The 13861-nt window shown below is 57.5% G+C and carries 6 protein-coding genes; 3 read left to right on the forward strand and 3 right to left on the reverse strand.

What is annotated here, in order from left to right:
• Positions 1-45 precede the first annotated feature (45 nt).
• Positions 46-3108, forward strand: a complete 3063-nt coding sequence (locus H9I52_RS07570) for a CheR family methyltransferase (protein ID WP_187453369.1) — start codon at positions 46-48, stop codon at positions 3106-3108.
• 95 nt (positions 3109-3203) lie between these two features.
• Entirely contained in the window at positions 3204-5954 is a 2751-nt protein-coding gene (locus H9I52_RS07575) for a PAS domain S-box protein (protein ID WP_187453370.1), read from the forward strand.
• Between the two features lie 63 nt (positions 5955-6017).
• Here H9I52_RS07575 and H9I52_RS07580 read toward each other — a convergent pair whose 3' ends face one another.
• Complete coding sequence (locus tag H9I52_RS07580) at positions 6018-8186, reverse strand: hypothetical protein (RefSeq protein WP_187453371.1); 2169 nt, start codon at positions 8184-8186, stop codon at positions 6018-6020.
• Positions 8187-8651: 465 nt separating this feature from the next.
• Between H9I52_RS07580 and H9I52_RS07585 the strand changes: the two genes are divergently transcribed.
• On the forward strand, positions 8652-10457 hold the full coding sequence (locus H9I52_RS07585) for a glycoside hydrolase family 15 protein (protein ID WP_187453372.1): 1806 nt from the start codon (positions 8652-8654) through the stop codon (positions 10455-10457).
• Positions 10458-10625: 168 nt separating this feature from the next.
• Here H9I52_RS07585 and H9I52_RS07590 read toward each other — a convergent pair whose 3' ends face one another.
• Both H9I52_RS07590 and H9I52_RS07595 read right to left on the reverse strand, forming a co-directional pair.
• Positions 10626-12800 carry a bifunctional alpha,alpha-trehalose-phosphate synthase (UDP-forming)/trehalose-phosphatase gene (locus H9I52_RS07590; RefSeq protein WP_187453373.1) on the reverse strand — a complete coding sequence of 725 codons (2175 nt, stop codon included), beginning with the start codon at positions 12798-12800 and terminating at the stop codon, positions 10626-10628.
• Between the two features lie 370 nt (positions 12801-13170).
• Positions 13171-13413 carry a KGG domain-containing protein gene (locus tag H9I52_RS07595; protein WP_139516735.1) on the reverse strand — a complete coding sequence of 81 codons (243 nt, stop codon included), beginning with the start codon at positions 13411-13413 and terminating at the stop codon, positions 13171-13173.
• Positions 13414-13861 lie beyond the last annotated feature (448 nt).

The following is a 13861-nucleotide window of genomic DNA, read 5'->3' on the forward strand; positions in this document are numbered from 1 at the left end:
GATAGTCCTGCGCAGCGGCATGCATAAGGCCTTTTACCCCACCCCATGAGCCCACTCGATCATATGTCTCCCGATCAGCTTCCTGAGCCGGAGGAGCCCATTCTTCTGACGGACGGAGACGCGATGCCCGTTGATGCGATGGTGTCGCCGATACAGCTGCGCGAAGCCCAGCGGCAGGAAGACCCGTCGGATAAGTTTCCGGTGGTGTGTCTGGGTGGCTCGGCGGGCTCGATCGAAGGGTTAGAGCGGTTTTTTCGCAACATGCCTGCCGATCCCGACATGGCCTTCGTGGTGGTCACGCACCAGAGCCCCGACCAGCAGGGCGAGCTCACGCAGGTCATTCAGTACTTCACGCCCATGCCTGTGTTGCAGGCCGAAGACGGCCTCAAAGTGCAGCCCAACCATGTGTACGTGATTCCGCCCGACCGCGACATGAGCATGCTGCACGGCACGCTGTTGCTGTTTACGCCCACGCAGCCGCGGGGCCGCCGCCTGCCCATCGATTTTTTCCTGCAAAACCTGGCCAAAGATGCCCGCGAGCGGGCCGTGTGCATCATCTTCTCGGGCCTGGGCACCGACGGCACCATCGGGCTGAAAATGGTGATGGAAAACTTCGGGATGGTGATGGTGCAAGCCCCCGAAACGGCCGAGTACGACTCGATGCCGCGCTCGGCCATTGCCACCGAGTTTGTCGATTATGTGCTGCCCGCCGAGCAGCTGCCCGCCAAGCTGATCGAATACCTCAAAATACCGGTGATGAACCGGCCGCGCCGTGAAGTGGCCGAGTCGGCCTCCAAGCCCGCCCACGCCCTCCAGAAAATCTTTATCCTGATTCGGAGCCGCACCGGGCACGACTTCTCGTTTTACAAGCGCAATACCGTGTTCCGGCGCATCGAGCGGCGCATGAACTCTCACCAAATCAAGGAGTTTACGCATTACGTGCGCTACCTACAGGAAAACCCCGAAGAGGTGGATCTGCTGTTTAAGGAGCTGCTGATTGGCGTCACGAAGTTTTTCCGCGACCAAGAAGCGTACGAGGCACTCAAGAAGCGGCTGTGGCCGGTAATCCAGGAAAAGCCCATCGACAGCACCATCCGCGTCTGGACGCCCGGCTGCTCGACGGGCGAGGAAGCTTATTCCGTGGCCATGACGCTGATGGAATGCCTCGACAGCGTCGATCCGCTGAAGTACCTGAAAATCCAGATCTTCGCTACCGACATCAACCCCGAAGGCATCGAGTTTGCGCGGGCCGGCGTGTACGGCGAAAACATCGTGGCCGACGTCAATCAGGAGCGCTTGCAGCGGTTTTTTGTGAAGGTCGATGCGGGCTACCAAATCCGGAAGGAAGTGCGCGACGTGGTCATTTTTGCCGTGCACAACCTCAACAAAGACGCCCCGTTCACTAAGCTCGACCTGCTGGTGTGCCGCAACCTGCTGATCTACCTGTCGGCGGAGTTGCAGCGCAACCTGATTCCGATTTTTCATTACGCCCTCAACCCGGGAGCCGTGCTGTTTCTGGGGCCTTCGGAAAACCTGACCGGCTACCAGGATTTGTTTCAGCCCCTGGACGTTAAGTGGAAGCTCTCGCGCCGCATCGAAGGCAGCTCGTCCATGGCTCGCCTTATCAATTTTCCGTTTGCCCTGGGTCGCCTTCAGGAAGTACCCGTTCACTCTGCCCACAATATGAACCCTGCTGCCCGTAAAGAAGGCCCATTTGCTTCGCTGGTGCAGCGCGTGCTGCTGCGTGAGTTTACGCCGCCAGCAGTGGTCATCAACGCCAAAGGCGACGTGCTGTACATCAACGGCCGGACCGGCAAATACCTCGATCCGGCGCCCGGCATGGGCAGCATGAACCTCTTCGACATGGCCCGCGAAGACCTTACTTACCAGCTGAGCGCCGTGGTGCACAACGCCCTCACTGACCGGAGCGACGCGGTGGTTGAAAACGTGAAAGTCAAGACCGAAGGCGGCGTTCAGCTGCTGCGCCTCACGGCCAAGTACCTCGACGAGCCTGAGCAACTGGCCGGCATGCTGCTGGTGGCTTTCGAAGACATGCCCACGCCTACTAAAGTGCGCCTAGGCAAAGCCGGGCTGTCGTCGGAGCTCAGCCGCGACGCCGTTATTGCGGCCCTCGAAAAAGAGCTGCAATACACCAAGCACCGCCTCCAGACGACCGTCGAAGAGATGGAGTCGAGCCTGGAAGAGCTCAAAAGTACCAACGAAGAGCTGCAAAGCGCCAACGAGGAGCTGCAAAGCACCAACGAGGAGGCCATGACCAACAAGGAGGAAATGCAGAGCCTCAACGAGGAGCTCATGACCCTGAACATGCAGTACCTAAGCAAAACCGAAGAGCTTTCGCAGGCCGCCAACGACATGAAAAACCTGCTGGATGCCACCGAGATTGCGACGGTATTTCTGGATAATGATCTGATTATCAAGCGGTTCACTCCCTCGATGAGTCGCATCATCAATCTGCTGCCTACCGACGTGGGGCGCCCGATTACGCACTTCGCCAGCACTCTGCGCCACGAACAGCTGATGGAGGACGTGCGCCTGGTGATCGACCGCTTGGTGCCCGTGGAGGCCAACATCCAGACCACGCGCGGCGAGTGGTTTGTGATGCGCATTCTGCCGTACCGCACCCTCGACAACTACATCAGCGGGGCCGTGATCACGTTCACCGAAATCACGGAGCTAAAGAACCTGGAAGAGCAACTTACCGTCAGCACCGCCATGGCCGAAAGCATCGTTGAGTCGGTGCGCGAGCCCATGCTGGTGCTCGATGCCCAGCTGCGCATCCTCACCGCCAGCCATGCGTTCACCGAAACCTTTGCCGTGGAGCTGGACAAAATAAAAGGCCAGCCGCTCTCGGAGCTCAGCGACGGCATCTGGAACCAGCCGGCGCTGCACCGTAAGCTGGTGCAGCTGCTACAGGCCGAAAACCAATCGTTTGACGATGCTTTGCTTGAACTGACTCCGAACGGCCAAAGCACGCGTTCGCTGCGCATTCACGGGCGCCGCATCACCAGCGACGGCCAGAAAACCAACCGCCTGCTGATCGGCGTAGAAGAGCAGGCTCCAAAGCCGGCCGCGTCGAGGCCGGAGTAATCGCGCGCGCAGCGCATTGCTGCGGGCGTGGTCGTTGTGCTGACTATGCGGGCAGGCTTGGCCTGCCTTCCCTTTTGATTCTAGAGCCCAGTGGCATGAGCGAGTCCCATTTTGAATCGTCTACCTCGTTGCACGACGCGCTGGAGCAGCTCCGCGCCCGTGCCGACCGGCGCCGGCACCTCGTGACGCAGGTTGTGGACGTCGAGCACTCGTCGATGGACGTGCAGCGCCTCGTGCAGGAGTTGCAGGTGCACCAGATTGAGCTGGAAATGCAGTACGAAGAGTTGCTGCGGGCCCAGGCCGAAACCGAAGCCCTGCGCATGCAATACGTTGATCTCTACGACTTTGCGCCCGTAGGTTATTTCACCCTCGACGCCCACGGCCTGATTCAGCAGCTCAACATCTGCGCCAGCCAACAGTTGGGCACCGTGCGCCAACGCCTGCAAGGGCGCCGGTTTGCGTTGTTTGTGGCGCCCGCTCATCGGTTGCTGTTCAATCTGTTCCTGGCCAAAGCGCTCACGGCCGACCACCGCCAGACCTGCGAAGTGGAAATGCTGCGCGAAGACGGCAAGAGCTTTTTCGCCCAGCTCGAAGCCCTGGCCACCCCCAGCCTCGACCCCGATCAGCCTTCGCAGCACTGCCGGGTGGCAGTTATTGACATCACGGCCCGTCGCAAAGCTACCGAAGACCTGCGGGCCAGCGAAGCGCGGTTTCGCCGCCTTTTCGAGCAGAGTAACGACGCGGTGCTGCTGCTGCGCAACGAGCGCTACATCGACTGCAACGACGCAGCCCTGCATCTGCTAGGCGCCTCCGACAAAAGCCACATCATCGGGCAGCCGGCCTGGGCGCATTGTCCGGTAGTGCAACCTAACGGCATGAAAACCAAGGTGTTATTTCAGGAAAGCATCCAGCGGGCTAAAGAAGTCGGTTCGGAGCGCTGCGAAGTCCTGATGCACCGCAGTTTGGGGGAGGAAATCTGGGTGGAGTCGGTGATTACGCTGATTCAGGACGCCGACGAAGAAATCCTCATTCACATGGTGTGGCGCAACGTAACGGCGCAAAAACGCGAGCGCCAGCTGCGCGAGGCAAGCGAAGAAGACCTGCGCCTCGCCTTGGAGGCTTCCAATGCCGGGGTATGGTCGTGGGAGTTCAGCTCCGACGAGTTGCGGTGGGACGAGCGCGCCCAGGCAAGCTTTGGGTTAGCGTTGGGGCCGGGGCCAGTGCCGTTCAACGTGTTGCAACAGGCCATTCACCCCGACGATTTACCAACCGTTACCCACGCCTTTCAACGCTCCATCAAGCAGCGCACGCCTTTCGAGCTAGACCACCGCGTGCTGTGGCCCGACGGATCGGTACACTTCGTGTCGGCGCGGGGGAAGGTTTTTTACGACGAAGCCCACAAGCCCGTCCGGTTTACGGGCCTGATGCGCGACGAAACCAGTCAGCGTGAGGCCGAGGAAGACCTGCGCTACCAACACCGCTTGCTGGGGCGCATTCTGCAAAACCTGCCGGTGGTGCTGCTGCGCCTGTCGCCGGAGGGCGAGATACTGGAAATGTCGGGCGCCGGGTTGCAGCGCATGGGCAGCCACGACAACGAAGCCCGGGGAGCCAACATTTACGAGGCCTTCCCGATGCTTACCGAGCCCATCCGAGCCTTGCTGGGCGGCGAGCCGGTCACCTTCATCGGCCACTACGACCTCAACGGGTACAATGCTTTCTACCAGAACTTCGGCTTCTTCGACGAGCAAAAGGGGTGGGGCGTGCTGTTTTCCATCGACATCACCGATTCGGAAATCTCCCGCCATCACTTGCGCGAAGAAAAAGAGTTTTCGCGCAGCCTGCTCGACAACAGCATCGACGCCCTGGTGGCGCTTGACTGCAACGCCTGCATCACCGCCTGGAACCGCGTGGCCACCTCCTTTGCCAATATCCCGGAGGCGCAGGCGTTGGGGCAAAGCGTGTACGACATCTACCCGCAGTTCAACACCGACGAAGGTCGCGCGATTATGCAGCGCGTAATGGCCGGCGAAGAAGTGCAGTTGTTGGGGTATCGCTTCCTATCCCGGCCGGGCTTCTTCGATGCCTACCTGACGCCTTTGAAAGGACAGGACGACGCGGTAACCGGTACGCTCATCACCATCCGCGACGTGACCGAGCGCAACCGCATGGAAGAGGAGAACACGCGCCTCAAGCTGCGCCAGCAGCAGGAAGTGCTGTCGGCTATCATGAGCACGCAAGAGGCTGAGCGTAAGCGTATTTCAGAGGCGTTGCACAACGGCGTGGGGCAATTGTTGTACGCCACCAAGCTCCACATTGAAAACCATTCCTCCAACATCCAGAAGCACACAGCGGCCCTGGCGCTTCTGGAAGAAGCCATCACGGCCACGCGCAACATTTCCTTCGAGCTGACGCCGGGCGTGCTGGAAGATTTCGGTCTGAAAAGCGGGCTCCAGGAGTTGGTAAAGCGCATCCCGAAAACCAGCCTCGACGTGCACCTGCACTTGGTGGGCCTGAGTAAAAAGCGCCCCAAACTGATCGAAACGGCCATTTACCGCATGGTGCAGGAGCTGCTCAATAACATCATGAAGCACGCCCAGGCCAAGGAAGTGTTTGTGCACGTGGTACACGAAGACCACCAAGTGCTCATTTCCGTCGAAGACGACGGCGTGGGTTTTGAGGTGCGAGAAGACGTGCCCATGCGTGGCATCGGGCTGGCCGGCATCCGCAACCGCGTCGACCTGCTCGGCGGCACGCTCACCATCGATTCGCGCCCCGGCCGTGGCACCATCGTCAGCATCGAAATTACGCTGAAGAAGGACAAGGAAGACGGGAAAAAAGCGAAGTAGTTACGCAAAACAGCCAGACCTACTGATCTGGCTGTTTTGCGTAACTACTTGATTATTAGATAATTACAATCTTACCCCAATGCCTGGCCCCAAGAGGAAGAAAGGCCGGCCCGTGGAGAGCAAATACCCGCCGCCCAGGTAAAGCGGAAAAGTAAGCTTAGCGTCGCGGCGGGTAGGGTAGATGGAGCCCAGCACCACAATGCCCAGGTCGCGGTTGCCGCCGGTTTTGCTCAGGTCGAAGGCGTTGAGAGCCACGAAGCCTGCTCCGACTTTGTAGGGCCGCAGGCGGTTGATTTTTTCGGGGTGATAAAAGCTGAGCTGCCCCAGCATGGCCAGCGAAATACCCCCGAACGAGGTGTAGCTCGGCTCGCCCTTATACTTGGTGAGCAAGCCGCCGGGAAAGCTGACGTCGATGTCGAACTTGACGCGCCGCCGCAGTACCAGCTCCAGCTTTTGGGTGAAGCCAGGCTCCTGGTACTGGCCCTGGTTATGCTTCACGGTGATGATAATCGTGCTCCAGTCGTCCAGATCGTAGGTTTTGCGCGAGTTGAGTAAGTTATTGAGACTGATGTTGCCGACTTGGCACTGCTTGTCTTGGTAGAAAGCCGCACGCACCGAATTGTCGCCGGGGCACACCACAATGTTGTCGACGGTGCGCATCTCAATCAGCTCGCCCTTGCTGTTTTGGGTGCGGATGTCGAAGGTCAGGTATTGCTTGCCGTAGAGCTGGTTTTCGGTGTCAATACCGTTGCTGTTGAAGCTGAACACGACGTCGCTAATAACCCGGTTGTAGAGCACTGGCCCGTTGAGGCGGTTGATGGTGCGGGCACCTTCGCCAAAGTTGACGGCCACAAAATCGAGCGGGTGGGGGCGCTGGAACTCCTTCACGCTCAGGTTGTAACCCGTCGGCTGGCCCGCGTTGAAAATGGTAATGCGCTTCTTGTCGATGGTCACCGGAATCTGGACGCGGTACACCACCGCCGCATCCGAGCGCACCGACGAGTCGGAGGGCACCACCGCCAGATCTTCGAAATGAAAGCGGGCCCGCTGCAACGATTCGCCTTCGAGGCGCACGTCCACGGTTTCGCCGGGGTTCACGGCCAGGTTGGTGCTCCAGTCGCCGCCGCGGTGCCGCACGCTCACGGCCGAAACCGTTGTTTTGGGCGAAATATTGAAATTGGTGATGTATTTGGGCAGGTCGTTTTCCTTGATGTAAAGGTAGCCCTCGGTTTGGCGGTGAGTGTTGTATACGCGCAGCCAGCACAGCACGCGGTCGTTGGTGAGGTACTGGCGCGTAAACAGCTCGGCCATCAGGGCGCCACCCGCTTCTTCTTGATCTTCAACGCGGTACGTGTGCTTCAGGTCGAAGGTGCGGCCGTTGTCCAGGATGATTTCCACGCCACGGCGCCGGGCGGCATCGTCGAGGGTCACCTCTTTTTTGTCGACGCTCAAAAAGCGCAACCGGCTAGCTTTCACCGTAAACTCCTGCCGCACCGGCGCCAGCGCGTAGCTCACCCGGCGGCCGTTTTCAATCAGGAAGGGGCGCTCGGTTTGGGGGCGCAGCGTGAGCACGCGGTTGCCGAGGGCGTTGGGCAGCACATGCAGATGCAGCACGCCGTTTTCCTGCGTGAGGCGGTAGTCGATGTCCTGGCCCTTGGTCCAGTCGCTGGACACGCGCACGTTTTTGGGGTTGTTGCTGCTGATTTCGAATACCTTTTCTTCGCCCACATACAGCTCCGTATCGGTGGGCTTAAAGGTGATGGTAGTGCGCGTAACCGGCAGCAAATTAACGGCTTGCGTACGCGTGAGCAGGCGCCCGGCGCTGTCGGCATTTTGGGCAAACGTGAGCTTAAGAAACCGAGCCGCCGTGAGTTCTTTAAAGCGAATTTTGACGCGGTAATGCCCATCAACGGCCGTCATCGAGTCCACCATCACAAAATCGGCGGAGCGGGTGAGGCGTAGCGGATTTCGCGGATCGAAGGCGATCGGGTAGGCCAGCACCTCGGCAGTTTCGTCTTCCTGTCGGTAGTAGAAGTAAAGGTTTGGTTCGCCCTGCACGGCGATGGTGTTGCGGCTAAGCGCGTAGTTGGAAGTGTCGGTGCGAAGCACCAAATCGCGCAGCAAAGGCATTTTGCCGGGCGTCTGAGCCGCTGCTGACGAAGTTAAACCCAACCAAAGGAGCCAGACCAGCGCAACCCCAACACCACCGCGAAAACCCGAGAAATAGCGCACGCAACAAGCAAAGTCAATAGTGAGCAACCAGCAACCGATTATCCAGATCGCCTTAAGCTGGCAAAGTTAGGCGCTGCAAAGCTCGCAGGAAAAGGAAAAGTACTATTCGGAGCAAAAAAATACCTCATCCATTCGCGTCGGGCAACGCCCTGATCAGTAGTCCCTTGGTGCGAGCCGAATGCCGTTGATCGGAGAAAATATGTGCTTCTCAACGCTGCATATTGGCCCGAAGAAGCGGCTGGTCGGGATCGGATAATAAATGTTTTATTTGTGTACAATACACTGATTATCAAATGCTTGTGTATAAGATATAGATGGCGCTCACTGTGTGTAAGCCGTGGGCGAGCATGCTGGCTGCCAGAGAGCCTTGTGCCAGGGCAAGGCAACCCAGGCATTGCCAATAGGGTACACTTGCTGAAAACCGCACCGAACGGTTCGGCTGGAAACCCGAATTCCCCTTGGCAAATGAGTACACATCCCGACCTGAACATCAAGCATACCTACGACATGGGCTTGATTGGCAACTGCGCTTATCTGGCTCTCATTAAGAAAGATACCTCCGTTTCGTGGCTGTGCTGGCCGCGCTTCGACAGCAGCTTCGTGTTCGGCAGCCTGCTCGATACCGAGAAAGGCGGCGAATACAGCATCAAACCCGCTGTGGGCGACTTTTCGACGCACCAATACTACCTCGAGAACACCAACGTGCTGTGCACCGAAGTAGAGTGCGCCACCGGCCGCTACCGCGTCACGGATTTTGCCCCGCGCTTCCCGCAGTACGACCGCTACTACAAGCCCCTGATGTTTATTCGGAAGGTGGAACCCCTTGCTGGTGAGCCGGTTATCTGCGTTACCTGTAACCCGGTGGGCGATTACGGAAAAATTCAGCTCAGCCGCCGGCGCAGCTCCAACCACATCGCGTTTCTGGGGCTGGAAGAAGAAGTGCGGCTGACAACGGACATTCCGCTGACCTATGTGCTTGATAGGCAGTCATTTGTCCTGAATGAAACGCGCTACCTAGTCATGACTTATGGGGCGCCGCTGGAGGCTCCTCTGGATAGCACGGCCGAGCGTTTTCTGCGCGAGACCGTGCAGTATTGGCTGCGGTGGGTGAAAAGCACGAGCATCAGCAACTTCTACCAGACGCAGGTGATACGCTCGGCGCTGGCCCTCAAAATCCACCAGTACGAAGACACGGGTGCCATCATTGCGGCCACCACTACGTCGCTGCCCGAAGCGCCTGGCAGCGGCCGCAACTGGGATTACCGTTTCTGCTGGATGCGCGATACGTACTATATTCTCACGGCCTTCAACAACATCGGCCACTTCGAGGAGCTGGAGCGATACTTTCACTACATCGCCAACATTTCCGCCAAAATCCACGACAAGTACCAGCCGCTTTACGGCATCAGCGGCACTTCAGAACTCATTGAGAAAGAGCTGGATCACTTGGAGGGCTACCGCGGCAACAAGCCCGTGCGCATCGGCAACGACGCCTACACGCACATCCAAAACGACGTGTACGGACAGGTATTGGTGGCTCTCCTGCCCCTTTACGTCGACAAGCGCTTTGTAAACCCCGAACGCGCCAACCCCGAGAAGCTGCTCGCCGAAGCCCTCAACATGATCAAGGCGACCATGAATATTCCGGATGCCGGTTTGTGGGAGTTTCGCAATATCGCGCAATACCACTGCTACACCTACCTTTTCCATTGGGCCGGTAGCAACGCCGCCCGCAAAGTGGCGCGCAGCCTGCGCAACCCCGAAATGGAAGCCATGGCCAACGAACTGATTCGGGAGTCAGCCCAAAAAATCGAGGATTGCTTCGACCCCAAGCGCGGTGCCTACACCAACGCCATTGGTTCGCCGCACCTCGACGCCAGCACCATTCAGCTCATCATGATGGGCTACCTCGACCCAGCCTCCGATGTGGCCAACACCCACTTAGAAGCCCTTGAAAAAGAGCTAAAAACGCCTGAAGGTCTGTTCTACCGCTATCGCCACGCCGACGACTTTGGCACGCCCGAAACCACGTTTCTCATCTGCTCTTTCTGGTACGTGGAGGCGCTAGCCTGCGTAGGCCGCGTAGCCGACGCAATCCGGGAGTTCGAAAAGCTGATTACGTACACCAACCACCTCGGCCTGCTCAGCGAAGACGTGGACGCGCGCACCGGCAGCCAGTGGGGCAATTTTCCGCAGGCCTATAGCCACGTAGGTCTCGTAAATGCCGCCTACCGCATCGCCAAAAAGCTGGATACTCCGAACTTTGTGTAAGTGTTTGACGGATAGGGTTTTATGATCTTTAATAAAACGTTGTCTGTAAAACGAGACTAAAGCCCGATAACGCAACAAGCCCTTTTCCTACAGCATGTTATGTGCAGTAAGAAAAGGGCTTGTTGCGTTAGAAAGCTGTCGTGCAGTGGGTAGGACGTGGCTGTGTTTCTATAGCAAGCTCCGCAGCAGACGGCGCGCATCTTCGTGCGTGTCGATGTGGAAGCGCGCCAGCGAGCGCCAGGTGCTGCCTACCTTCACGGTGTAGGCTTCGGGCGGCATGGCCCCGAAGGTATCTTCGTCGGTGCGGTCGTCGCCGATGGCCAAGATGAAATCGGGCTCGTACGTGGATAGCCAGCGCGTAGCCGCTGCCCCTTTGTTGATGCCCGCATTCTTGATCTCGATCACCTTGTTGCCTTCCAGCACCTGCAAATCGGTGTTGCTGGCCAGGAAGTTGAGGTGATTAACCAACTCCCGCGCCCGCGTGGCGCCCAACTCCGGATCGACGCGGCGGTAGTGCCAGACCAAGGAAAAGTCTTTTTCCTCAATAAAAGCGCCCGTCGTGCGGCCCACGCTCAACTCCAGAATCGGGCGAATTTCACGCTTCCAATCGCTGCGCAAAGGCTGAAATAAGGTCCAGTCGCCTTCTTTTGCCTTCAGCCACACGCCGTGCTCGGCAATAAAATCGATAGACAAATCGCCCAGCCATTGCTGCAAAGTAGCGCGGTCGCGGCCACTGATCACGACCACCCGGTTGCGTTCATCGGCGCTGAGCTGGCGCAGTAAGTCGAGCAGATCGGCGTCCGGCTTTGCGCGTTGCGGGTCGCGGGTGAAAGCAGCCAATGTGCCATCGTAATCTAGTAGCAGCAAGCGGTTGGTTGCCTGCGCGTATTCTGCGCGCATCTGTTGCTGATCCTGCGCACTAAACGCGGCGGTGGCCAGGGTTAGCTGCTTGTTTTTGCTGTAGAACAAGCGATTGATAAACAGCTCCACCCAATGATGCACATTGTATTGGCGCACAAGGGCTTGCATGCTTTCCATGCGCTGCACTTGTTCCTCTTCGGGCATCGTCAGGGCCTCGTGCATGGCCTCAGCCAGTTGAATTGTATCGGTAGGGTTGATGATAAGGGCATCTGAAAGTTCACGGGCCGCGCCGGCCCGCTCACTCAGGATCAGTACGCCCTGCTGGCCTTCCTTGCTGGCCACAAACTCCTTGGCTACCAGGTTCATACCGTCGCGCATGGGCGTTACCAAGGCCACATCGGCCAAGCGGTACAGCGCCGAGAGCTCCTCGAGCGGATAGGAGCGGTAGAAATACTGAATCGGGGTCCAGGTGATGCTACTGTAGGCCGCGTTGATGCGGCCCACAAGCTCGTCGATTTCCTCCTTAAGGGATTGATATTGAGCTACTTGGTCACGCGAAGGTACCACTACCATCAACAGCGTGACTTTGCCGCGCCATTCGGGGTGCCGTTGCAGGAGCAAGTCGTAGGCTTTTAGCCGTTCGGCAATCCCCTTCGTGTAGTCGAGGCGGTCGATGGACAGGATCACGCGCACTTCCTGCAACGCCTCGCGGTATTGTCGGATGTGCCCGGCCGCCTCTTCGGAAGCAGCTGTAGTGGCATATTTTTCATAGTCGATGCCCATCGGAAACGAGTCGACTACCACGCTGCGGTTGCCCAGTTCCACGATGCCGTTCTGGCTCGTTGCGCCCAGCAGGTGCGAGACGGCGCTCAGAAAATGGCGCATGTAGCCAAAGGTGTGGAAACCAATGAGATCGGCGCCCAGCATGCCCTCCAGCAATTCTTTGCTCCACGGAATAACGCGCAGCAATTCGTAGGAAGGAAAGGGGATGTGCAGGAAAAAGCCGATGCTGCTTTCGGGCCGCGCCTTGCGCAGCATCTGGGGCAGCAACAGCAGCTGGTAGTCGTGCACCCAGATGGTATCGTCGGGGCCGGCCAGTTCCAGCACGGCATGGCAGAATTTCTCGTTTACGGCCCGGTAGGTTTCCCATTGGGTTAGGTCATAAACGGCGTATTGGGAGAAATAGTGGAAAGTAGGCCAGAGCGTTTCGTTGCTGAAGCCTTCGTAAAAACCTTTGATTTCGGCATCGGTCAGAAACACCGGCCGCATGCTATCGGCGTGTAGCTGCTCCACGACGTGTTGCTGTTCGTCTTCGCCCTCAATGCTCAGGCCTGGCCAGCCCACCCACACATTATCATCTGATTTGTAAATGGATCCCAACCCCGTGGCCAAACCACCTTCGCTGGGGGTAAAAGAAAGTCCTGAAGCCGTCCGTTGGACTTTGGTAGGCAGACGGTTAGAGACAATAATTGTTCGAGACATACAGGCTTGTATTCGTGGAAAATTGGCCGGCGCCGTTGAGAAGTAAGAGCTGAAGCGCAGAATTTGTTACGGTCGGGAGCCAACTTGGGCGCTGGAACAGCGCAAGCGCTATAAGGCGCTGCATCAGCGCAACGCCAATCACCAGTTTGCACGGTCGATTAGTGTTGCGCGTTGAAAATCTATTAACTGGTCTTGCCAACTACTTCATCCTTCCCGGTAACCTGCTATGCTATACGGCTTTGCCAACATAATGATTGGCAATACTTTGTATCAGGCCCCCGATTATAAAACAAGCCCCCGCGTCGGACGCGGGGGCTTGTTTGGTGTCGACCAAGCAGTTGTTAATGCCCAGCCGTTACATCATAGTAGCTTAACGGATGGCACCGCCCTGGTTGCTCCGTCCACGACTTGCTTGACCCCCCTTACGGCCAGCTTCGCGTGCTTCTTCTGATGTAAACCGATGACCCCGACCGCTTTCGTGCGAAGCTTTGCCGCCTTCACTGGCAATGCGACGCTGCTGAGCTGGGTCCATGGCTGCAAAGCCACGAAGGCTCTTGCGCGATCCGTTGGTTTGGCCATTGCCGGTGTTGCGGGTTTGGTTGGTAGTAATCATAGCTGTGGTATTTAGAACAGGGTGAATGAGTAATAGGGATTAGGCTGTTTAACGTAGCCGCTAAACTAAGATAGATCGTAAATCCAGAAAAAAGCCTGTAAATCCTTAAAATACCACTATTTACTGAGGCGCTTGTGCGTAGTTCGCCAAGCTCAAGCGGGATATATACTTGGTTAGCTCAACTGCATATGCGTATGCCCAAGCGGCGCATTTTGAGGTAGCAGGCATAAGGGTGCGCAGGATCGTTTTAATTGGGTGTTTGCCTGCAAGCAGATATAATTAAACTAACAATCCGCTCTGTGCTTTAGCTGGCTGAGCATGTAGTTTGCCTGTGTAATGCTAGGGCAATGTAGTCATTCTTTGTGAAGGGTAATTGGGTGCCAAAAATTGACTGTTGAGGTTCTAATTCAAGAAGTTATGCATGCATACTGTAGTATGCTTAAGCATT

The organism is Hymenobacter sp. BT491, from assembly GCF_014349165.1.
Taxonomy (GTDB): Bacteria; Bacteroidota; Bacteroidia; order Cytophagales; family Hymenobacteraceae; genus Hymenobacter; species Hymenobacter jejuensis.